Source organism: Halomonas sp. PA16-9 (assembly GCF_009728585.1).
Classification (GTDB): domain Bacteria; phylum Pseudomonadota; class Gammaproteobacteria; order Pseudomonadales; family Halomonadaceae; genus Vreelandella; species Vreelandella titanicae.
The window spans coordinates 1,591,579-1,613,170 of sequence record NZ_CP040451.1 but is presented as its reverse complement, the minus strand read 5'-3'; the positions used below and the strand labels follow the sequence as shown (position 1 = coordinate 1,613,170).

16 protein-coding genes and 4 pseudogenes are annotated in these 21,592 nt (G+C 53.4%); 5 read left to right on the top strand and 15 right to left on the bottom strand.

What is annotated here, in order from left to right:
- The first annotated feature begins 3 nt into the window (after positions 1–3).
- Positions 4–936: a glycosyltransferase gene (locus tag FDY98_RS07495; RefSeq protein WP_027959619.1), complete on the top strand. Its 933-nt coding sequence runs from the start codon at positions 4–6 to the stop codon at positions 934–936.
- A gap of 174 nt (positions 937–1,110) precedes the next feature.
- Here the strand turns inward: FDY98_RS07495 and FDY98_RS27380 are convergent, their stop codons facing one another.
- From FDY98_RS27380 to glyA, 7 genes and pseudogenes are all read right to left on the bottom strand, one after another.
- Positions 1,111–1,224, bottom strand: coding sequence for a sugar transferase (locus FDY98_RS27380; protein WP_340146865.1), 114 nt, complete (start codon positions 1,222–1,224; stop codon positions 1,111–1,113).
- 19 nt (positions 1,225–1,243) lie between these two features.
- On the bottom strand, positions 1,244–2,488 hold the full coding sequence (locus FDY98_RS07490; RefSeq protein WP_340146821.1) for an exopolysaccharide biosynthesis polyprenyl glycosylphosphotransferase: 1,245 nt from the start codon (positions 2,486–2,488) through the stop codon (positions 1,244–1,246).
- Positions 2,489–2,501: 13 nt separating this feature from the next.
- A complete protein-coding gene (locus FDY98_RS07485) occupies positions 2,502–3,956 on the bottom strand; it encodes a TolC family outer membrane protein (protein ID WP_027959621.1) in 1,455 nt (484 codons plus the stop codon).
- A complete protein-coding gene (locus FDY98_RS07480) occupies positions 3,956–4,879 on the bottom strand; it encodes an HlyD family type I secretion periplasmic adaptor subunit (RefSeq protein WP_340146820.1) in 924 nt (307 codons plus the stop codon). The genes FDY98_RS07485 and FDY98_RS07480 overlap by 1 nt, the downstream gene beginning before the upstream one ends.
- On the bottom strand, positions 4,869–5,336 hold the full coding sequence (locus FDY98_RS27375; RefSeq protein WP_340146819.1) for a biotin/lipoyl-binding protein: 468 nt from the start codon (positions 5,334–5,336) through the stop codon (positions 4,869–4,871). Before FDY98_RS27375 ends, FDY98_RS07480 begins: the two co-directional genes overlap by 11 nt.
- Before the next feature lies 1 nt (position 5,337).
- Positions 5,338–7,104 carry a type I secretion system permease/ATPase gene (locus FDY98_RS07475; protein WP_027959623.1) on the bottom strand — a complete coding sequence of 589 codons (1,767 nt, stop codon included), beginning with the start codon at positions 7,102–7,104 and terminating at the stop codon, positions 5,338–5,340.
- A gap of 496 nt (positions 7,105–7,600) precedes the next feature.
- Positions 7,601–8,865 (bottom strand): annotated as a pseudogene (glyA, locus tag FDY98_RS07470) (serine hydroxymethyltransferase).
- Positions 8,866–9,108: 243 nt separating this feature from the next.
- On the opposite strand from glyA, the gene FDY98_RS07465 reads away from it, so the two are divergent.
- Positions 9,109–9,540 (top strand): LexA family protein, encoded by a 432-nt coding sequence (locus FDY98_RS07465; protein WP_022520377.1) that lies wholly within the window; start codon positions 9,109–9,111, stop codon positions 9,538–9,540.
- A complete protein-coding gene (locus FDY98_RS07460) occupies positions 9,537–10,901 on the top strand; it encodes a Y-family DNA polymerase (RefSeq protein ID WP_035538499.1) in 1,365 nt (454 codons plus the stop codon). The genes FDY98_RS07465 and FDY98_RS07460 overlap by 4 nt, the downstream gene beginning before the upstream one ends.
- On the opposite strand, the pseudogene FDY98_RS07455 reads toward FDY98_RS07460, so the two are convergent.
- The 8 genes and pseudogenes from FDY98_RS07455 to FDY98_RS07430 all read right to left on the bottom strand — a co-directional run bounded on the left by FDY98_RS07455 (position 10,863) and on the right by FDY98_RS07430 (position 18,389).
- Positions 10,863–12,325 (bottom strand): annotated as a pseudogene (locus tag FDY98_RS07455) (sodium-dependent transporter). The gene FDY98_RS07460 and the pseudogene FDY98_RS07455 sit on opposite strands and share 39 nt — an antisense overlap.
- Before the next feature lie 73 nt (positions 12,326–12,398).
- Positions 12,399–13,622 (bottom strand): YbfB/YjiJ family MFS transporter, encoded by a 1,224-nt coding sequence (locus FDY98_RS07450; RefSeq protein WP_027959625.1) that lies wholly within the window; start codon positions 13,620–13,622, stop codon positions 12,399–12,401.
- A gap of 137 nt (positions 13,623–13,759) precedes the next feature.
- The gene (locus FDY98_RS07445; RefSeq protein WP_027959626.1) at positions 13,760–14,116 is read right to left on the bottom strand and encodes an AtuA-related protein; all 357 of its coding nucleotides are present in this window, start codon (positions 14,114–14,116) and stop codon (positions 13,760–13,762) included.
- Entirely contained in the window at positions 14,103–14,411 is a 309-nt protein-coding gene (locus tag FDY98_RS27370) for a hypothetical protein (RefSeq protein ID WP_340146818.1), read from the bottom strand. Before FDY98_RS27370 ends, FDY98_RS07445 begins: the two co-directional genes overlap by 14 nt.
- Positions 14,392–14,847, bottom strand: a complete 456-nt coding sequence (locus FDY98_RS27365; protein WP_340146817.1) for an acyclic terpene utilization AtuA family protein — start codon at positions 14,845–14,847, stop codon at positions 14,392–14,394. The genes FDY98_RS27370 and FDY98_RS27365 overlap by 20 nt, the downstream gene beginning before the upstream one ends.
- The gene (locus FDY98_RS27360; RefSeq protein WP_340146816.1) at positions 14,834–15,496 is read right to left on the bottom strand and encodes an acyclic terpene utilization AtuA family protein; all 663 of its coding nucleotides are present in this window, start codon (positions 15,494–15,496) and stop codon (positions 14,834–14,836) included. The genes FDY98_RS27365 and FDY98_RS27360 overlap by 14 nt, the downstream gene beginning before the upstream one ends.
- Positions 15,493–17,117, bottom strand: a pseudogene (locus FDY98_RS07435) (TRAP transporter permease). The gene FDY98_RS27360 and the pseudogene FDY98_RS07435 overlap by 4 nt, the downstream one beginning before the upstream one ends.
- A gap of 306 nt (positions 17,118–17,423) precedes the next feature.
- Positions 17,424–18,389: a TAXI family TRAP transporter solute-binding subunit gene (locus FDY98_RS07430; RefSeq protein WP_027959629.1), complete on the bottom strand. Its 966-nt coding sequence runs from the start codon at positions 18,387–18,389 to the stop codon at positions 17,424–17,426.
- A gap of 157 nt (positions 18,390–18,546) precedes the next feature.
- On the opposite strand from FDY98_RS07430, the gene FDY98_RS07425 reads away from it, so the two are divergent.
- Both FDY98_RS07425 and FDY98_RS07420 read left to right on the top strand, forming a co-directional pair.
- On the top strand, positions 18,547–19,431 hold the full coding sequence (locus FDY98_RS07425; RefSeq protein ID WP_027959630.1) for a LysR family transcriptional regulator: 885 nt from the start codon (positions 18,547–18,549) through the stop codon (positions 19,429–19,431).
- A gap of 81 nt (positions 19,432–19,512) precedes the next feature.
- Positions 19,513–20,843 (top strand): annotated as a pseudogene (locus tag FDY98_RS07420) (M20/M25/M40 family metallo-hydrolase).
- Positions 20,844–21,592: the final 749 nt, after the last annotated feature.

Sequence of the window (21,592 nt, the reverse complement as noted above, 5' to 3'; positions counted from 1 at the left end):
ATCATGGCGGAAAAAAATTTATCTTGGGGTGTATGTGTGCCTACTCTGAACGCTGGTAAAGATTGGCGTGACTGGTTGGCTAAGACGAATGCAGCCTGTGGAATGGCTTGCAGAAAGCTAGTAATTGATTCAAGCTCAATTGACGGCACGCCGGCACTTGCTCATGAATATGGCTGGGAAGTTGTTCCTATTCAGCGCTGTGACTTTGACCATGGCGGCACCCGTCAGTGGGCTCTTAGTTATTTACGTGATTGTGATATTATTATTTTCCTTACCCAGGATGCACTAGTCGACGACCCCAGTGCGCTCATTCAGTTAGTAAAAGCTTTTGAGGATCCTTGTATCGGAGCGGCGTTTGGCCGGCAGTTACCCCATTTAGAGGCCACACCAATTGCAGCACACGCCCGCTATTTTAATTACCCTGCCCAATCGCGTGTGGTAGATAAAGGGGACATCCCTAATTTAGGTATTAAAGCAGCATTTTTATCTAACTCCTTTACCGCCTACCGACGTGATGCCTTACTAGCTGTTGATGGTTTCCCTGAAAAGACCATTCTGAGTGAAGATATGATTGCCGGCGCAAGATTATTAAAAGGGGGGTGGAAACTGGCCTACTGCTCTCAGGCCTGTGTCCTTCATTCCCATAACTACTCGTTGCTCGAAGAATTTCGTCGCTACTTCGATATTGGCGTTCTTCATCATCGTGAGGCGTGGCTATTAGAGTGGCTAGGGAACGCTGAAGGAGAAGGCATACGCTTTGTGGTGTCCGAGCTAGGTTATACTGCTAAAAAAGCATTCCACAGGCTGCCAGAAGTGATAGTGCGCACAAGTTTGAAATATCTCGGTTATCGTTTAGGGCGTCTAGAAAAACACCTACCTGCTTGGATTAAACCGATACTTTCAATGCATACTTCTTATTGGAACCCTAGGAACTAATCATCAAGCAGCGTTATCTTCTACCCCATGACTGGGGTACACCTTACTGTGCCAAGAGATAATGAATTTACCTTATATTCAACAAGTCTGAAACAAGACAAGTTCACAGCTTTTGATATCACTTTTTGCCAAGAAAAATTCATTTATGAAACTCACTAGCAATGGGCATATACCCTATGGCTTTTGGTTCACGAAACCTTTCAAAATCGTCATAGCCAAAATCTTTATATCTAATCCTAACGACCAATTATCAATATAGTAAAGATCGTACTCTACTCGCTTTTTCATATCATTGAGTTTTTCCGTATTACCCCCAACCATGAACCTGTGCCCATCCTGTAATTCCGGGTTTTACCCGGTGACGTTGCATATAGTCTTCTATGACATCTTTGTAATATTCGTTGTGATCCATGGCATGAGGGCGAGGACCCACCAGCGACATACGACCTTGGAGTACGTTATAAAGCTGAGGTAACTCATCTAGACTAGTACTTCGCAAAAAAGCTCCTAATGGAGTAATCCGTGGGTCGCCATAACGTGCTTGTTGGGTGTGTTTGGCATGATGCAAGCTCATAGTGCGAAATTTATAAATTCGAAAACGCTTTCCATCAATGCCATGTCGGTACTGCTTGAAGAGTACAGGCCCTCCCATTTTCCACTTCACCAGCCCAGCAACAGCTAAGATTACCGGTAAAAATACAATAAATATGAGAGCACCTAGGAGATAATCTTCTATAGATTTCAATAGCCGCAGTGGTGCACTATCAAGCGGGCTGTAATTTAGTTCTAGGGAGTAAAGACCTACAACTTGCGCCATACGGTGATTCAGCAGACGTATATCTGTTAAATCAGGAAAGTAACGCACATTAACGGGTATACCAATCAAGCTTGCAGAAAGTCGCCTGACCTTTTCGCCATCACTCAGTGGGTAGCTGAGCCAAATCTCATCAAAATCACGCTCAAAGGCATATTGAGCAGTTAACGCCGTAATTGTGTCTATGAATGTGCTGCTATTATCGTCTTCGTAGGCATCTTTGATGCCATAACCGGCATAGGGCATGCTATGCAAACGGCTTTCTATTCGTTTGATATTGCTTTGGTGTCCAATCAGCAATACGCGTTTAATATTGGCGCCACGCGCTCTTAAACTGCGTAGATAGATATAAAGTGCCATGCGTGTGGTCATGCCTGACACTAAAACGCCCAATGCTGAGTTTCCCATCCACAAACGAGAAAAATATTGAGTGCTTTGCGTGGCAACTAATAAAAGGCTAATTAGCGCGATAGTCACCACCCAGCTTAAAGAATAGACTCCCAACATGGTGTATAGGCTTCTGCCACGCCAGGGATGGTAGAGACCTAGCAGTTCCCCCACCGCAGGCAGTAAAAGGCTACCAATTAGAATAAGAAACAGATAATCATGCCCATCCACACGGACATTAGGCATTAACCAGAGCGTGGCAAGCGAAATAATAATCGCTACAGCTGCATCAAAGCATCGCATTCCACGCCGTAACCATTCACTGCCTTGGCTTGTTTTTATAGCGGCCATAATAGTTGCTTGACTACTGCGCTACCTGCGATGAAGTAGACAACGACGCTAGTAGCTCCATGATATGATCTAGGTCGTCGCTCTCTAAACTGCCTACAGCAGTATGGAGTGCGAGCATATCAAGAGCGTAGTCGCCGACTGTGTCGACATACTTAATCCGCTGATCATACAGACTTGCTCGTGCATCAAGCACATCCACCAGGTCTCTCAGCCCTAATTGCTCGCCGCGTTCAGCGGCTTCCAGGAATAGCTGGCTGGACGAAATAGCTTGATTTAGTGCTTCCAGGCGGCGTTCACCGCCATTAAGCGACCTTATCCGTTGGCGTACCTCTTGGACAGCGAGATTGCGCTCATTGTCAATGGCAGCCAACCCAGCTTCAATACGCTTTTCGCCTTGTCGAACGCTGGCATTAGTATAGCCGCCCCGATAAATAGGCACGCTAAGTTCAACGTTTGCCCTATAGTCTTCACTTTCCCGCAGTTCATCGTCACTGGTTCGGTCTGAATAGCTCAGACTCAGATTTACCTCAGGATAGTAGCCTGAACGCCTTACGCTTGTATCAGCTTGCGCGATTTCCTGCTCTTGCTGGGCCAACAGAACATTTAAATTTTGGCCAGTACGGGATATCCACTCATCAGGCTCACCAATATCGCCATTGAGGGTTACAGTGGTCAGCTCACCAGGGGCAGTGCCTTGAAACCTTGGCGTCACTCCGGTAAGTCGTTCTAATTCGCTAAGCGCGTTATCTAACTCATTCTCAGCTTCAACCGCGTCAGATACCGCTTGGTCATATCTCGACTGGGCTTCGAGCAAATCAACACGATTGCCAACGCCTAAGTCGAATGCTCGACTTGCTTGACGTACTTGCAGGTCGAGAGAATCTTGCTGAGATTCTAAGAGTCCTAATCGCTGCGCCGCTAAATAGGCTTTAATATAGGCTTCGCTAACTTGAAGCGCCATCTCTTGCTCAAGAACGGCTAGCTGTAACTCAGCAGCACTTACTTGGGCATCAGCAACTCCCATTTTACGCCAGCGTTCTAGGCTAAATAGCGGTTGCTGTAGCTGAACTTGGTAGTAAGTTTCGTCAATCTCCCCCGGACGCTGCGCAGGCTGATCTAAACCAAAATCGTCCGGTGAAGTTTGTATATTCGTTGAATCTTGCCATAAGTAGCCGCCTGAAGCGCTAATTCGCGGTAGCAGTTGGGAACGTGCCATAGGTATTTCTTCGCGAGTGGCATCGAGCTCATACCGCTGGCGCGTCAGATCTGAATCGTGGCGTAATGCCCTAACAAATAGGCCTGGTAGTGATGGTAAAACGTGGGGCTGCGCTTCTGCATTTGCCAGCGCCTGCAGCTCGGTTAGAGCCTGCTGATCAGCAGGCACATCGTTTTGTGCTAACGCAGATTGGCTTAAAAGCAAGACTGCAAGTGCCAGTGTACTTAGGGTAAAACATGGCGTCCGTATCATTAGTCCTCCCTGATAGCGCGGGCTAACATGTCGGTAACAGGCTTGGCGATGTAGCTAGCAAAAGTGCGTTCACCGGTACGAATCATGACCTCGGCCGGCATACCTGAAAGCAGATGCATTTGCTCGGTCATGTCTTCTTGCCCTTGTTCTGTTACACGTATACGCGTTTTATAATAACGCTGACCTGTTGCCTCATCCTCAAAACTATCGGCACTGATATGAATAATTTCACCGTCAATAATGCTTGTTAACCGCTGATTAAAAGCGGAAAACCGAATTTCAGCGAGCTGACCAATAAACAGGTTGTCTATATCGCGCGTGGGTACTCGGGCTTCAATTACAAAGCCGTCGCCGGAAGGTACTATCTCCATAATAGGATCACCGGCGCGAATAACGGCGCCGACCGTATGCACTTGACGTCCAACTACAGTGCCTGACACTGGAGCACTCACAACAGTACGGTTGACTTGGTCAGTCAGCGCTATAATACGTTCTTCTGCCTCTGCTATTTGTGCTTGGGCATCGCGTAGTTTCTCACCTACTTCGGCTTGAAACTCTTGCAAAGTAGTTTCTTTTTGCATGCGGTTTTCGCTGATTTGCGAACGAAGCTGAGCAATATTAGATTGAAACTCTGCATTCTCGCCTTCGTACTGTAATACTTGGCGCTCCAGCTCACGCAGACGCTGATTATCACCCAGTCCTTCCCGGTAGAGGGAGCGAAAATCTTCTGCCTCAGAACGTAGTGAGCCAATACGCTGATTATTGACACTTATCCGTGATTCAAGACCATCGATCTGCTCTCGCATTTGAATGATCTGTTGATCCATGGCGTTTAAGCTGCTTTGCAGCGATTGACGTCGCGCGTGGAATAGGCTTTGTTGAACAGCCGTCACTTGCTGGACTCTGTCATCGTCAATTGACATAAGCTCTTCCGGCAGTTCCAGTGTTTCGGTTCCTTGCTGTTCTGCCCAGTAGACGCGCTTCCATCGCACGGTTGATATAGTATTGCGACTGTGCAATCTCCAACTGCGAGCGCACTTGAGTGTCGCTCAATACCACCAGAGGCTGACCAGCTTCTACTTTATCACCATCTTGCACCAACAGTTCCCGAACAATACCGCCCTCAAGATGCTGAACCGTGCGTTTAAAAGACTCCATGGAGACATTACCAGGGGCCACAACAGCCACAGCTAATGAAGCTGTCACAGACCAGAGAATAAACCCGCCAAGCGCTATACCTAAAATAGCGTAACCGAGCTTACGGTAGCCTTTATCACTAGTAGGCAGCTTTTCTTGAGCTTCTCCGTCAATGGTGGTTGGCCCCTGCGGCGTTACGTCGATTTCTTGCTTGGCTGGGAGCTGGTCTTTTTGATTGCTCATATTACGACTCCTCATTGCCATTTCCAGCACCACGACCGCCTGCTATGGCAGAAAGACGGGCAGCGCTTTGCTGGTTCACCTGGGGGCGTGATTTTTTAGCGAACTGGGCAAGCACTTCATCTCGAGGGCCAAACATATTCATTTGACCTTCTTTCATGACCAGTAGCTTATCCATATTTTTTAGTACGCTGGTTCGATGACTTATTACAAACAACGTTGTGCCTTCAGCCTTTAATTGAGCGATTGCCTGGCTTAGCGCTCGCTCACCAGCATCATCTAAGTTTGCATTGGGTTCATCTAAAACCACGAAGACAGGATTACCGTATAAAGCACGTGCTAGACCTAAGCGCTGACGCTGACCACCAGAGAGCGCCCCGCTGTTAGAACCAATAATGGTGTCGTAACCATTAGAGAGCTCCAATACCATTTCATGAACGCCCGCTTTTTTAGCAGCTGTAACAACTTTTCCTGGATCGACATTGCCAAAGCGGGCGATATTTTCACTGATAGTGCCATCAAACAGCTCGATATCTTGTGGTAGGTAACCAATAAAGGGGCCGAGCTCATCACGGTTATATTGATTAATTTCCCCACCATCAAGCCGTACATCGCCCACTTGAGTCGGCCATATGCCCAGCAATACACGAGCGAGCGTTGATTTGCCTGCAGCGCTGGGGCCGATAATGCCGATATGCTCACCTTTCGCGACACTAAAATTAATACCACGAATGGTCGCCATACGGCTTCCGGGAGGAGCAGCAGCAACGTTTTCAACATCCACAACCCCTTGGGGAGGCGGCAATGACATGTGGCGCTGTTCATCGGGTATTTGCGTCAGTAGCTCATTTAACCTGCTATAGGCACCACGCGCGGATACAAACCCCTTCCATCCGCCTATCATTTGGTCAATTGGAGCCAACGCCCGCCCCATAAGGATAGAACCTGCAATCATCATACCTGGGGACATTTCACCTTCGAGTACTAAGAAAGCACCTAGACCAAGAATTAATGACTGAAACAGTAAGCGCATTACTTTAGACGTATTCGTCAATGCGCCTGCACGATCACTAGCTTGTGACTGTTTAGCAAGAAATTCATGGTGGCGCTTTGACCAACGCCCCATAATCCCAGGGAGCATGCCCATAGCATGCAGCACTTCTGAATTCCTTAAATTAGAATTAGCCAGATTTTGCGCTTGAATCTGCTCGCTATTAGCTTCAGCTAGCAGGTTCTTAGTAGATTTTTCGTTAGCCACCGCCAGCGCGAATAAAATAATGCCAGCACAAGTAGCAAATACCCCAAGCCATGGATGGAAAATAAACAAAATACCCAAATAAATGGGCACCCATGGGGCGTCAAAGAAAGCAAATAAACCGTTACCAGTTAGAAATTGCCTCAAACTAGTCAAATCATTGAGAGGCTGAGCGCTTTGGGATCCCTGCGCGACTAAACTGCGTCGGAACATGGCACTATAAAGCCGCTGGTTGATAGTGGTATCTAAGCGGTTACCAATCCTAACCAACATCCTTGACCTAACAAGTTCGAGCCCCCCCATCACCAAAAATAAGAACACGACGACGAGCGTCAACATAATCAGAGTGTCGAGACTTTGCGTGCTGAGGACGCGATCGTACACCTGGAGCATATACATCGGAGGAACAAGCATCAGCAGGTTAACAAACATGCTAAAAAAGCCCACCGATACAAACGAACCTTTACAGGCGCTTAATGCACGCTGCAGATCCGTTGCTTCCTGTTGCTTTGCCATGGAAGGGTCACCGTTGAATCAAAGAAGTCACGCGAAGATTAATCGCGGCAGCATAACAGAAACGCCCCTGTCTAGGGTAGGGGCGTTGAGAGCACTGGTCATGGGGAGCAGGTAAGTCCATGATTATCCAACTAGTTTAGACCATTTAGTTAGCCAAGCAGCATCATACTCCCCCTAACCCTGCTAAGCCAATCAGAATGACATCCCGTTCTGGATCGCTTACTAACTCATTGAGCTAGCACAATAGGCCAGCCGAGCCTGAAGACCATTCGAGCACATTTGCGTAAGTCAAGTTCAACCAAGACATCAGACTGACCTGTGCACTCACACTTCTACAGTTTGTCCACATTTCAAGTACTAACATCGACGCAAGCAAAGATTGGCAGCTCTCGGAAACCCTAGCTAGCATTACCGTTAAGCCACAAAAAAACGGGCGACCCTAACGGCCGCCCGTTCTTTGTGGCTATCCTTTGCCAAGGAGAATGGTTACAGCTGCTTATTTATAAACCGGAAGCCGCGCACAAACCTCGGCCACTTTATCCAACACCTGGGTTTCGATGGCGCTGGTGTCTTCGCCCTTGGCCAGTACGTCCAGAATGTCACAGATCCAACCTGCCAACGTACTACACTCTTGTTCACTGAAACCGCGCGTGGTCACCGCCGGGGTGCCAATACGCAGGCCAGAGGTGACAAACGGGCTTTGCGGGTCGTTAGGAACAGCGTTCTTGTTCACGGTGATATGAGCACGACCCAAAGCAGCATCGGCATCTTTGCCCGTTACGCCCTGCTTAATCAGCGAAAGCAGGAAGAGGTGGTCTTCGGTACCACCAGAGACGATGTCGTAACCGCGATCGATAAACACCTTGGCCATTGCCTGAGCGTTCTTAACTACCTGCTGCTGGTAGGTTTTGAACTCGGGCTCCATAGCCTCTTTGAAGCAGATCGCTTTGGCGGCGATTACGTGCATCAAGGGGCCACCCTGGCCGCCGGGGAAAACCGCTGACTGCAGCTTCTTCTCGATATCAGCGTCGTTTTCCGCTGAGAGAATCACGCCACTGCGGGGGCCGCGTAGGGTTTTGTGGGTGGTGGAGGTGACCACATGGGCATGGGGCAAGGGGCTGGGGTATACGCCTGCCGCGACCAGACCAGAGACGTGGGCCATATCAACGAGTAAGTAAGCGCCTACTTCATCGGCGATTTCACGGAACTTGGCCCAATCAACAATTTGTGAATAGGCTGAGAAGCCGGCGATGATCATTTTGGGCTTGTGCTCGCGAGCAAGCTGAGCCACTTGATCGTAATCAATTAACCCCTGCTCATCCAGACCGTACTGAATGGCGTTGTAGTGTTTGCCAGAAAAATTAGGCTTGGCACCGTGGGTCAGGTGGCCGCCCGCATCCAGGCTCATACCTAAAATGGTATCGCCTGGCTTAACCAGCGCTTGGAACACCGCGCTGTTGGCTTGCGAGCCTGAGTGGGGCTGAACGTTCACGTAGGTGGCGCCGAACAGCTCTTTGGCGTAATCAATGGCCAGGTTTTCAGCGATATCGACGAACTCACAGCCGCCGTAGTAGCGCTTACCGGGGTAGCCCTCAGCGTATTTATTGGTCAGCTGGCTGCCCTGAGCTTCGAGTACGCGGGGCTGGCGTAGTTTTCGGAAGCGATCAGTTCGATGTGGGCCTCTTGGCGCTCCACTTCTTTCTGCATGGCATCAAACAGCACATCATCAAATCCGGCAATTGTCATATCGCGGCTGAACATCGGCGGGAACCTCGTAACGAGAAAGGGTCATCATGGAAGAAGCGAGGGCGCTATCATAACGCAGCCTGACGCGACTTTCATCGCATCCTCGTCAGGTCTTGCATGAGCGTGATTCATGTAATGACAGAGAAAGTGTCATCGCGAACACAATGAAGCGATCTCAGGGGGCGTCAATTTGCGTTTTCCTTCGCCATGCAAAATACTGTATATTTATACAATATTTTAAGCACCAGGATGCCGACGATGCCGGGCCAGTCTTCTCACTTTACCCCTGCCTTGCCGTTAACCTCTCAGCCGCAGCCTTGTGGCCGCGCTGGTTTTAGTGGCTTTCCTTCGCCAGCCCAGGATTACGAGCCATGCACGCTGGATCTCAACACACGGCTGGTTAAAAACCCTACTGAGACGTTTTATGTCACCGCCACCGGCGACAGCATGGAGGGTTGGGGAATTTTTGAGGGTGATTTGCTGGTGGTTGATCGCAGTATTGAACCGCAACTGGGACATATTCTGGTCGCTATGCTAGAGGGCGAGGCCCTAATTAAACGCTATGCGCTCTATCGGGGAACGCCGCACCTGTGCTCAACACATCCTAACTATCCGCCACTGCCACTTGAAGGCAGCGACTGCCAGCTATGGGGGGTAGTGCGCGCCGTCGTGCACGAGTACTTGCGATGATCGGTCTAGTCGATGCCAACAACTTCTACGTCAGCTGCGAGCGGGTTTTTCAGCCCAAGCTGGAAGGTAGGCCCGTGGGGGTAATGTCGAACAACGACGGCTGTGTCATCGCCCGCTCCGCCGAGTTAAAAGCGCTGGGTATCCCTATGGGTGCGCCAGCCTTCAAGCTTGAAGAAATGCGTCAGCGCGGCGAGATCCACCTGCTGTCGTCTAACTATGAACTCTACGGAGATATGTCGGCACGGCTGACCCAACTACTACGCGATGCCTGCCCTGCAATTGCGCCCTACTCAATAGATGAAATGTTCGTCTACCTGGAAGGATTAACCACAGAGCAGTGTGAGAGGCTGGGGCGAGAATTGCACCATCGTATTCGCCGCCATTTAGGGTTACCGGTGTGTGTTGGGCTGGCACCCACCCACACGCTCGCCAAATTAGCCAATCACCTTGCCAAGCAAGACCCACATTACCAAGGCGTTTGCCTGCTTAATGGACAAGATCACACGACGCAGGCGCTGCTCAAACGTACGCCGGTGGGCAGCGTGTGGGGCGTCGGCCATCGGCTTGCCGGGCGCTTAGCGATTGGCGGCGTGACCACCGCTTGGGACTTGCGTCAAAGCGACGACAAGCAGTTGCGCAAGCGCTTCTCTGTGGTGCTGGCGCGCACCGCGCTCGAGCTGCGTGGCACGCCTTGTATGGAGATGAACGCCCTGGATCAACCGCGCCAACGCATTATGACCTCGCGCTCTTTCGGCCAGCCCACCGGCGTTTTTGCAGAAGTACATAATGCACTGCGGCGCCACGCCCAGCGCAGCGCTGAAAAACTTCGCGAGCAACGTAGCTTAGCTCGTGCGGTGATGGTATTTCTCAACACTAACCGTCATCGCCGCGATCAGTTGCAATACTTCCCGCAGGCGCTGATCGCCCTGCCCTCACCCAGCGACGATACCCGGGTGATCCTTGATGCCGTACGCCAAGGCCTTGAGCAGATTCATCGCCCCCGCTACCAGTTCATGAAAGCTGGCGTGATGCTGCTGGATTTAGTGGATGCAGAGCAGCACCAGCTTTCGCTGCTGCATCCGCCAGTCCGTGATCGCCATCCGTTTTTAATGGCAACCGTGGATCAGATCAACCAGCGCATGGGGCAAGGCACTATCAGCTTTGGTATGACGGATGCCCCTGCTGCTTGGCAACTGCGCTGCGCCCACCGCTCAGACCGCTATACCACGCGCTGGGACGAGTTGATGAAAGTGGGCACTCACCCCGGCGCAGTCGCCGCCGCCGAGGCAAAGCAGAAAGAGAAGCAGAAAAAACAGCAGGCGTTAACCAGCGCTAAGCGCAGTACGCAGCCGCGGGCTTAAGGTTTCTCCAAGCGCGACCATGGTAAACAGAATCCCCAGCAACCAGGGCCAGTGAGCCGCAAACGAGACCTGATAAACGCCCAGCGCGTCGACAAAAATCACCACAATGCCCAGCGGGCTAACGTAGCGCACCATGGTTAGCCACAGCGCATAAGACAAGGGGGCAAGCCCCAGCTCGTCGCGGAAGGTCTCGCTTTTCAGCACAAACCCCGCTACCACTACCGTGCCCAGGCCACCCAACGGCATCATCCAGCGCGAGGTTAAATAATCCAGCCAGTCAAAGAAGTTCTTACCGGCCAGTGTCCAATCCGCGCCCAGGTTAAACGACAGCATCGCCAGTGTGCTAATCAACCACAGCACAATACCGGTGCCCCAGGCGGCTGCCGAACGCGAGATACCTTTGTTGTCGCACAGCCAGGAAACCGTGGCTTCGACCATAGAGATCGAAGAGGTCAGCGCTGCCATAGAGAGCATCAGAAAGAACAGAATGCCAAACAGGGTGCCCAGCGGCATCGCCTGGAAAGCCAGCGGCAGGCTCATAAAAATTAGCCCTGGGCCTTCGCCGGGGTTCATGCCATTGGCGAAAATAACCGGGAAGATCGCAAGCCCCGCCATCAAGGCAACAACGGTATCCGCCACCGCCACACTCACCGTGGTGCGGCCAATAGAGGCGTCTTTAGGCAAGTAGCTGCCGTAGGTCAGAATCGCTCCAGAGGCCAGCGAGAGGGTGAAAAACGCATGACCCAGCGCTGCCAGCAGGCCTTCGCTAGAGAGGCTGCCCGCATTGAAGGAGAACAGAAAGTTAACCGCAGCGCCAAAGCCACCGGAAAACATACCAAAGCCAATCAACACCACCAGCATGATCACCAGCCCCGGCATCATCCAGCTAACGCTCTTCTCGATTCCCTGCTGCACGCCTTTACCCACGATCAACATGGTGGCCAGCGTAACCAGGGTGCTCCAGAAACCGAGGTTCAGCGGATTGGCGTTATTGGCCCCGAACACAGCGGCCATCTCATCAACGCTGCTGCCCGCGAGCCCCCGGTCAGCATCTTCCACAGATACGAGAACGACCAGCCCGCCACCACCACGTAAAACGACAGGATCATAAAGCCGCAGAGCATGGCCATCCAACCAATCAACGACCAGGCCGATGAACGGCCAGACTCATTGACCACGCGCCGTATGGCATCCACCGGGCTACCACGTCCCCGCCGACCAAACGCGATTTCGACCATCATCACCGGCACACCCACGGCAAAGATGCACGTTAGATAGACCAGCACGAAGGCGCCGCCGCCAAACTCCCCAGTCATGTAGGGGAATTTCCAGATATTGCCTAGCCCCACCGCCGAACCGGTGGCCGCCAACATAAACCCCCAGCGGCCTAGCCATTGGGTGCGAGGTTGCCTAGAAGAGGTCATTTGCCCATATCCCGTAAGAAAAAGGCGCTCATCCTAAAGGATTTCGAGGGTAATGCCCACTAGGCCCCAGTTCCTAGGCGTACACCGTGGCTTTTGCGGCGGCATCCAAGCGTTGAGCGGTTTGATCTACCCGGCGCAAACAGGCCAGCAGCACCGCGCCAAGCGTTACAAAACCGCCCGCCAACCACAGCCCAACATCATAGTGGCCAGAGGTTTCAGCCAACATACCGGTTAATGCCGGGGCGCATATCTGGGCGGCGCCGTATGCCAGAGTCATCTGCCCCATTAGCCGCGCGGGGCTGGAAGGATAGAGCCTACCTGCCATGGTCAGCACAAGGCTGACGCAACCAAGGAAGGTACCGCCATAGAGCACCGCACTGAGCAGTACCACTGCTGAGTTCGCGGTAATCGCAGGCAGTACGATCCCCACTACCTGAATCCCCATGGCGAGAATAAGCGCCCCTAAATAGCCCACTCGACGGGCGACCAGATCCCACAGCATCACCGCTGGGGCGGCGGCTAAACCGGCCAGAGCGAACGTCCAGTTGCCCATCCCCGCCAGCAGCGGCTCACGCTCAACGATGGCAACTAAGAAGGTAGCGCTGATCACATAGCCATAACCGGCGCAAAAGTAGGCGGCGAGCATCCAGCGCATAAAAATACGTGTTGGCGGCGTAGCGGTTCGGCTACTCGCCACGTGAGCCCCTTCTAGCGGCCTTTCCGGCCGCGGCAGCCAGCGCCAGGCAGGCACCAGCAGCACGGCACCCAGCAGGCTAAAGCCCCACCATTGGGTCTGCCAGCTAAAGGAAAACTGGAGCATCATCTCCACTGCCACCGCCGCGACAATCATGCCTAGCCCCAAACCGGCAAAATGAATTCCCAGCTCGCCGCGCTGGCGATGTTGGATTAACCAGTGAAGAATCAGCCCTGACGCTAATAGCATTGCAGCGCTGCTTGAAAGACCCGCCAGAAAACGCAACCCCGCCCAAACCCAGAAGTGATCGGTAAGCGCCATACCCGCAGTCGTGATTACCGCCAGGATTAACCCGCAGCGAAATAGCGTGTCTTTGATATAAATACTGTGAATAGAGGCGGCCAGCACGGCCCCCAGCATATAGCCCGCGTAGTTAACCGCAGCCAGCCAGCCGCCATCGGCATCACCCATCCAGGTCTGCTGCTGCATGACCGGTAGCAATGGGGTATAGGCAAAGCGCGCGATGCCAACACATAATATTTGGCTAAAAACGCCCGCCAACAGCACTTTGAAGCGCTGGGCACCTAGCGTTGCGACGGTCATGGGGCTGCTCCTGAACGGCTCTTTAACGACGACTGAGCGGACGTTATGTTAATTAGCGTGCGTATTTTATCGTCATAGTAAGGCCTTTCAGGCAGCGGGTCATGACCACCTAAGTCGAGGAGCGAGGTTAAAAAGGCCTAGCTCGCATCTACCTCCATGCTTAACAGCAAAAACGATAGCGTTTTGCCATGCCCGTCCAAGTTGAGCGCGCCATTAACGCCGCCCTGCAGCACGTCATCGATCACGAAGTTCATGCCCGCCAAATTAGGCAAAGGGTAACGCCGCACTCGGCTGGCACCACGATGAGCAAACAGCGCCAGCACACGCTCCTCGGTTACCTGCTCCAGCAGGGTGGTGTAATGGTCTGGGTCATAGGCAAACAGTGCCACGTTTAGCCGCTCGCCCTTATCACCTGCACGGGCATGGGCGAGTTGATGAAGGGTGACCGAGGAATGCGGGTGCACCGCCGTTTGCGTGGGTTCAGCTTGCAGCATAACGTTCACTCCTACGTTCGCCGAGGGGCGACGCTTCAAACAGACTGGCATGGGCATGAACGTCGCTACGTTTGACCAAATATGAGGCCGTAAACACTCGCCGTTGAAACTGACGCCGCACGCCGCCGCCGCCCGCAGGCCCGGCACAATAAAGCGCCAATAGCTCCTGGGTGGCGCGGGCTACCCAGCGCCGCTCGCTGTGCTCGGCCGCCAGTCGCAGCCGATAATCGCCGCTGGCAGACGCTGAAGCGCTACGCTGCAGCTCACCGCTATCGCTATCGAATACGCTGGCCAAGCCAATGATATCCAAGCGGGTACGCAGCAGGGGCTCGAAACACCAATCGTTCACGCAGTACCTGCGCTGCAAGCTGGGCTCGTGCCAAGGCGTTCGGGCCGGCATAGGAGATTTCCGCCTCGCCCTGCCAACCGCCTTCATAGCACACGGTGGTTTTTAGCCGCTCAGGCGCAGGCTTGCCGCGAATTCCCGTCACCGCCACACGGTTAGGTGACAACTGACGCACCTCGGCGTGGGAAAGATCCACCGTGACATCCGGGGTTAGGTAATTCGCCGGGTCATGCACTTCGTAAAGCAGCTGTTCTTTCACCGTTTGCTCGGTAACACAGCCACCGGTATTGGCAGGCTTGGTAATAATAAGGCTGCCATCCTGCTCCACTTCAATAATCGGATAGCCCACCGTGGCGAGCCCCGGCACGTCTTTAAAACCCGGCAAAGTAGCCGCCGCTTACCTGGGCGCCACACTCAGCCAAATGCCCCGCCATCATCCCGCCCAGGCGATCCCAATCGTCCCAACGCCAATCGAAGTGGTGCATCAGCGGCGCTAAAAACAGCGCCGGGTCGGCAACACGGCCTGTAACCACCACATCCGCCTGCATGACCAACGCCTCAGCCAGCGCCTTGGCTCCCAGGTAGACATTGGCTGAAATCAGGGCGTCATCGCCAGGCATATCCAGCCGCTCGGCCTCCCAGCGCTGTAAGTCCAAGCTATGTAGCTGCTGGCGGATATCGTCACCGTGCACCTGGGCAATGCGCACATCCCCGCGCCCAAGCTGTGTCGACAAGTCAGCAATTACTTGACAAGCACCACGGGGGTTCGCCGCACCAAAGTTGCCTAAAATCTTAATGTCGTGATCCAGGCAGTCGCGGAGCACTGGCGCCAGCAGCTCGTCTAACAGCGGTTCAAACCCGCTTTCGGGATCATCACGCATCGCGCGGTGAGCTGCCGCTAATGTCCGTTCACCCAGGGTTTCAAATACTAAAGCGGAGGGCTGCTGTCGCTTGATCAACTCTGCCACCACCGCCACGGCCGCATCGGTACGGTCGCCAGAAAAACCCGCACCACTGCCTAATAAAAAGCTCATAGCTGTGTCTCCTTGGCCTGAAGAGAGTGGTGGTCGCCCGCGACGGCCCCCTGCTCGTCTCTCAGCAGCGAGCGGCGGCGTATAAATAGCCCAATGATCAGGGCTAGCGCCGCCAGCGTGGTCAGCCAGCCGGGTGTCAGCGCCAGTCCAATGACCGCGATCAGCCCCACGACATCGATCACGCGCTTACCCGTCATGGCTACCCGGGACATCAGCGCGGCGAAGGCCATCACAAACACGACCCCTTGGCAGCTGGCCAAGACGATCTCCAGGGCAGAACCAAACCCTGCCAGGGCTGGGTAGATCAGCAGCAGGAAGGGAATGACGTAGATAGCCGCCGCCAAGCGCACTGATTCAACCGCCGCAGGCAGCCAGTTGGTGTCGGCAATGCCTGAGGCCACAAAGACCGCAATGCAGACAGGCGGTGTAATGACTGAGAGTGTCGCGAAGTAGAAAACGAATAGGTGGGCAATCAGCGGCTCAACACCGATGGTGGTGAGCGCAGGCGCCAGCACTGATGCCACCAGAACATACGCTGCCGTGGTCGGAATCCCCATGCCCAAAATCAGACACACGCCGCCGACGATAAAGGCGACCAGGAACAGCGACTCTCCGCCCACCGTGACTATCAAGCTGGCTAGGGTCACACCGATGCCTGTCATACCGATCATCGCCACCAGTATCTGCGCCCCGGCCAGCAGCACGCCAATAATGACCATGCCCTTGCCTGCATCGACTAAGCCTGCCACCAGCTTGCCGAGGATCTCGCGCAGCGGCATCTTAGCCATAAGCGCAAAAGGCACGAACGTTAGCACGGTCATCAAGATGCCGTAGAACGCCGACATTTGGATCGAACGACCACTGAGCACGCCGTAAAACAGCCCGCCTAATGCAGCCAGAATGGGAATAATTCGTTCAGGGCGTATCACGTCTGACCAGCTTGGTAGCTCATCATCGGGCACTACCTGCAGTTGGCGGCGCTTGGCGACCAAGTGAATGGTGACAAACACCCCCAGGTAGAAAAGAATCGCTGGCAACAAGGCCGCCAAGGCGATACGCAGGTAACTTTCACCGAGAATTTCCGCCATGATAAATGCCGCAGCGCCCAGGATCGGCGGTGCGATTTGGCCGCCGGTAGAGGCCACGGCTTCTACCCCAGCCGCGAACGGGCGTGGATAATTTAAGCGTTTCATCATGGGAATGGTGAAGTTGCCCGTGGTGGCCACATTGGCCACCGCACTGCCGCTGACCATGCCGAATAGCCCGAGGCCACCGTGGCCACTTTGGCAGCACCGCCCGGCGAGCGTCCGCTGATACGCAGCGCCAGATCCATAAAGGTATTGCCGCCCCCCGTGTGCAGCAGCAAACAGCCGAACAGTACGAAAGCGGCAATGGTGGTCGCGGCGACGCCCACCAGCATGCCCCACACGCCTAAATCACCGAGGTAAATGGTTTCGGTCATGTAGTAAAGATCAAACCCACGGTGGCCAAGCGGCCCTGGGATTGCCGCCCCAAACCACGCATAAGCCAAACCCACTAACACTAACAGTGGAAAGATCACACCGATGGCACGGCGTGCCAGTTCCAGGATGGCCACTAGCAGCACGCCGGTCAGCAGCATATCCCGCGGTGTTGCCCAGGGGAGTTCGACCAGAATTTTCTCGTAGTTAAGCGCCACATAGCTGCAGGCAACTACCACTCCCACTGCCAGCACCGCATCAATAGCGATACCCAGCGGGCGCCAGCGCTTGCCTTGCCCTAACGGGTAAACGGCAAGCCCTAGCAAAATGACCAGCGCAAGAAAGATACTCCGCTGAATCAAACTCTCGAACGGCCCAGTGGCGGAGGTATACAGGATTAGCCCGCCCAACAGGAGCGCCAAGCCTTTGGTGACTGTCTCGCGCATGATCATCTTCTCCAATGGGCCTTACTGGACTGGCTGCAAGGCATCGGGGATGTCATACCCCTGCTCTTCGAAATAGCGCGCAGCACCGGCATGCAGTGGCACGGTGCCAACCTCCAGGGTCATTTTCGCCATGTCCGCATCCTGCATGGCCGCAAAGGCGTTAACCTGCGGCTCTGGGTTTTCCATCACCGCTTTGACGATTTGATAGGCGGTTTCTTCATCCATATCCGGATGGGCGTGCACGGCAACACCAAAGGCCCAAGTGGTGTAGGCAGGAATCCCCTCCGCAGCCCCTTCAGGTACATCGACAATCGCCACATCGGGCATTTCGCTGCGCAGTGTGTCGGCCTGCTCTTGGTCAAGCGACAGCACGCTAATCGGTGTGAAAGTGGCGATATCCATGGAGGAGCCATCCAGACGTTCTCCGACACCCGATTTTACCGACCCCATCACGCGACCATCTTTCATGGCGTCGACCATATCGGTGGTGGATCCACGTACATACTCCGGTTCGATGCCAAGTGCGCGCATTACCGCTTCGGTGGTTTTCTCGGTGGCTGACCCCGTAATGCCTGGATTGAAGCGCACACCATTTAAGTCAGCGAAGGTTTCCACCCCTGCATCCTGGCGCATTACGGTATTCTGCGGTGCCACGGTGTAGACCCAGAGCAGGCGGTTATCGACGGGGCGGCCTTCAAAATCCTCCTCACCGGCGTAGGCGTGATACCCCGTATTGGTGGTCACCAGGCCCATATCGATTTGGTTGCGGCCTAAACGGCGCAGGTTATCCACCGTGGCACCGGTTTCGGCAACCGAAGAACTGATCCCTTCAACTTGGTTATTAATAATCTGATTGACTGCCACAAAGTAGCTGTAGTGGCTGGAGGAGCTGGAGGTAGAGCCAATCAACAGGCGTTCATCGGCATGAGAGGTCGCAGCGGCTAGCACAGCGGCGCTTGCCACCATGGCGGTCAGTAGCGTTTTCATTGTGTCTCCGAAGCTCGCTAGGCGAGCTATTGTTATTGTAGAGCGGTTTTTTATCTAAAACGGTGATCGCGACGAATCGAATCGCGATAAGCCAAGCATGGTGCTCAGATTTAATTTTGTATATTGAATAGTTTTTAACTTATGTTTTACTTTCTAAATGAATCCAAGCATCCAGCAGTTGCGTGTTTTTGTTGCCGTCGCCCACTCGCGCAGCCTTGCAGAGGCCAGCGAGCGCGTGCACCTTTCCCAACCGGCGATCTCGATCGCCCTACGTAAACTTGAGGAGAACGTCGGTGGTGCACTGTTTGCCCGCACCACGCGCCAGCTCGCGTTAACACCGGAAGGCGAAGCTTTTCTGCCCGTTGCCGTGCGGCTCTTGAATGATTGGAATGAAGCCTTTGAAGATCTCAACGACCAATTTTCCAAACAGCGCGGAAAGGTAACCGTGGCCGCCCTGCCTACTCTGGCGGCAGGACTATTCCCGCGCGTCATTAAGCTTTTTCACGAGGCCTACCCACGTATTAACCTCAGCCTGCACGATGTGCTGGCTGAGCAGATCAATCAAATGGTGCGCGAAGGCCGCGCCGACCTGGGTCTTTCAGTGCCACCAAGCGACGCAGACGACTTGACGTTTGAGCCCGTCCTCGAAGACAGCTATGTGGTCGTTTGCCCCTGCGGGCATCCGTTGCTGGCGCAATCAGCCGTCGCCTGGAGCCAACTCGCGGCTTATCCGTTTATTGGTATCAATCGCCTTTCCAGCTCGCGCCAGGATATTGACCGCATTATGCAGAGCGTAGGAGAACGGCTGGATATCTTGTGCGATGCACGCCAGATCGCCACAGTAGGTCGCATGGTAGCCGCGGGGTTAGGCATTAGCGTGCTGCCCTCGCTCAGTTTTCGGCAAATTGCCGCCGATGGTATTGAATACCGCCCGCTGGTGGAGCCGACCATTCGTCGTGAGCTGGGCATTATATTAAACCGCCGTCACCCTCCTTCCGCCGCCACCAGCGCCCTGCGCGAGCTAATTCATCACCATGAATAAGCGGCTTTCTCTACACACAGTGCGGGAATCTGGCAGACTAGAGGTGATTAACATCCACCTAAAAATGAGTGAGCGACAACGATGAGCGATAGTGCAAAACCCTGGACACAACCGATGCCCGACGCGCAGTTCAAACTGATGCGCGATATTCTTGCCGCCCCTAGCCCCGTAGGCCTGGAAGCTGCCATGACCTACGGCGTGCTCAAGCCGCATTTTGAGAGCTTCGCGCCTAAAAGCTGGCACCTTCACCAGTTTAAGGGCAACGCGGGCGTTGTGCTGGACACTCACCCCGGCCGCGACGACATGTTCAAGGTCATGCTGATCGGCCATGCGGACAAAATCCGCATGCAGGTGCGCTCGATTGGAGAAGACGGCAAGATCTGGATCAACACCGACTCCTTCCTGCCCACCGTGCTTATCGGCCATGAAGTGAAGCTGTTCAGCGAAGACCCGACGCCCCCGGTAGCTACCGCTGCATTGAAGGCGGCACGGTCGAGGCCCTGGGCGCGATTCACTTCTCCGATCCTGCCCAGCGCGATGGCAGCAAAGGCCTGAAAAAAGAGCAGATCTACCTGGATCTACAGATCCACGGCGAAAATAAAAAGCAACAGGTGCTGAACCTGGGTGTACGGCCCGGCGATTCGATTATTTTCGACCGTCCAATCCGCTCCGGCTTTAGTCCCAATACCTTCTACGGTGCCTACCTGGATAACGGATTAGGCTGCTTTGTGACCGCCGAAGTGGCGCGTTTGGTCGCCAAAGCAGGTGGAACCAAAAACGTGCGAGTGCTGTTTGCGATTGCCAGCTATGAAGAGATTGGCCGTTTCGGCAGCCGCGTAATGGCGGGCGAAATGAAGCCGGATGCTTTGATTGGCGTCGATGTAAACCATGACTACGTGGCCGCACCAGGCATCGGCGACAAGCGTATGCAGCCGCTAGAGATGGGCAAAGGCTTCACCATGGCGGTGGGCTCTATTGCCAGTGAACAGCTCAATCGGATTATCGCCACTGCCGCTAAAGAGCAGGACATTCCGCTACAGCGCGATATTGTCGGTGTGGATACGGGTACCGATGGCATGGCAGGCGTATTGGCGTCTATCGATAGTGCCGCTACCTCAATTGGCTTCCCTATTCGCAACATGCACACCATCTCAGAAACAGGCCATACCCAGGACGTGCTGGCGGCGATCCATGCCCTCACCCATACCCTGCAAGCCCTGGATGTCATGCCTGACCTACAGCGTGAATTCCTGGATAACCACCCGCGCTTAGACCAAGCGAGCCCGCTCACCCATCAAGGCGGCGACAAGCCTGACAGTGAGAAGGATGACAGCAAAGACGAGAGCAGCGAAGGCAAAACAGTTAGCCAAGGCAACGACAGTAAGAAAAGTAAGAAAAAAGCGAAGAAATAAAACAAGCGTATAAAAAAGAAGCCCCGGCCACTCCCTGGCTGGGGCTTTATCAAACCTTCCTTGATTCGTCTTCACAAACATCCTGTTTGTGCATCCATGAGCGTAAGCTTCCCTAGCTTTATCTTCCCTGTTGCCACTTCCTTATGCTGTGTACTCACAGTGAACCTTAAAACACTCTATTTATCTAACCTATGTTATTAAACCGGAAAAAATTTATCTTTTTTATTCAGATTAACTGCACCTATTTAAAGCACGCTTTTTTATATGGCACATATGCCTTGCAGCGCTATACTATTAAAAGTATCGGCAACGATGCTACTCTACACGGACGTTACCACGCCTGAACCATCATCTAACCTAATGGTAGGAGGTCAGCGTGCGAGACATTATTATTAGCAGCAAAGTCAACGGGCTGGATGTCATCTGTCGTCATTGTGGTAACTCAGAGTCACCCAAAGACCCGTTTTTGAACCGCTTCCGTTTAGAAGGCACCGGTAAAAACAGTACCACCGTACGCTGCCTGAACTGTCAAACAGCGGTTGAAATACCCTTGAGTGAATTAAGCTCGCTTTATTATCACTATGCTTGTTAAAACAATCGCTTACCAACTTAAGCGGTTATTATAAAAAAGGCTTATCTTTGTGACCGCTGCCTTTTTACTATCAATAGCAATACATTATTAACAAAAGCGTCATAAGAGCTTAATTAAATTTTTGTTTATTCCAGGGTAAAAAAACCCGGCCACTCCT

What these genes read in the sequence shown, in the direction of transcription:
- FDY98_RS07460 (WP_035538499.1), top strand. Translation starts at nt 9,537, where the DNA reads ATGATCGGTCTAGTCGATGCCAACAACTTCTACGTCAGCTGCGAGCGG.
- FDY98_RS07475 (WP_027959623.1), bottom strand. Translation starts at nt 7,104, where the DNA reads ATGGCAAAGCAACAGGAAGCAACGGATCTGCAGCGTGCATTAAGCGCC.
- FDY98_RS07490 (WP_340146821.1), bottom strand. Translation starts at nt 2,488, where the DNA reads ATGGCCGCTATAAAAACAAGCCAAGGCAGTGAATGGTTACGGCGTGGA.
- FDY98_RS07450 (WP_027959625.1), bottom strand. Translation starts at nt 13,622, where the DNA reads ATGACCGTCGCAACGCTAGGTGCCCAGCGCTTCAAAGTGCTGTTGGCG.
- FDY98_RS27360 (WP_340146816.1), bottom strand. Translation starts at nt 15,496, where the DNA reads ATGAGCTTTTTATTAGGCAGTGGTGCGGGTTTTTCTGGCGACCGTACC.
- FDY98_RS27380 (WP_340146865.1), bottom strand. Translation starts at nt 1,224, where the DNA reads ATGAAAAAGCGAGTAGAGTACGATCTTTACTATATTGATAATTGGTCG.
- FDY98_RS07465 (WP_022520377.1), top strand. Translation starts at nt 9,109, where the DNA reads ATGCCGGGCCAGTCTTCTCACTTTACCCCTGCCTTGCCGTTAACCTCT.
- FDY98_RS27375 (WP_340146819.1), bottom strand. Translation starts at nt 5,336, where the DNA reads ATGAGCAATCAAAAAGACCAGCTCCCAGCCAAGCAAGAAATCGACGTA.
- FDY98_RS07425 (WP_027959630.1), top strand. Translation starts at nt 18,547, where the DNA reads ATGAATCCAAGCATCCAGCAGTTGCGTGTTTTTGTTGCCGTCGCCCAC.
- FDY98_RS07485 (WP_027959621.1), bottom strand. Translation starts at nt 3,956, where the DNA reads ATGATACGGACGCCATGTTTTACCCTAAGTACACTGGCACTTGCAGTC.
- FDY98_RS07430 (WP_027959629.1), bottom strand. Translation starts at nt 18,389, where the DNA reads ATGAAAACGCTACTGACCGCCATGGTGGCAAGCGCCGCTGTGCTAGCC.
- FDY98_RS07495 (WP_027959619.1), top strand. Translation starts at nt 4, where the DNA reads ATGGCGGAAAAAAATTTATCTTGGGGTGTATGTGTGCCTACTCTGAAC.
- FDY98_RS07445 (WP_027959626.1), bottom strand. Translation starts at nt 14,116, where the DNA reads ATGCTGCAAGCTGAACCCACGCAAACGGCGGTGCACCCGCATTCCTCG.
- FDY98_RS07480 (WP_340146820.1), bottom strand. Translation starts at nt 4,879, where the DNA reads ATGTCAATTGACGATGACAGAGTCCAGCAAGTGACGGCTGTTCAACAA.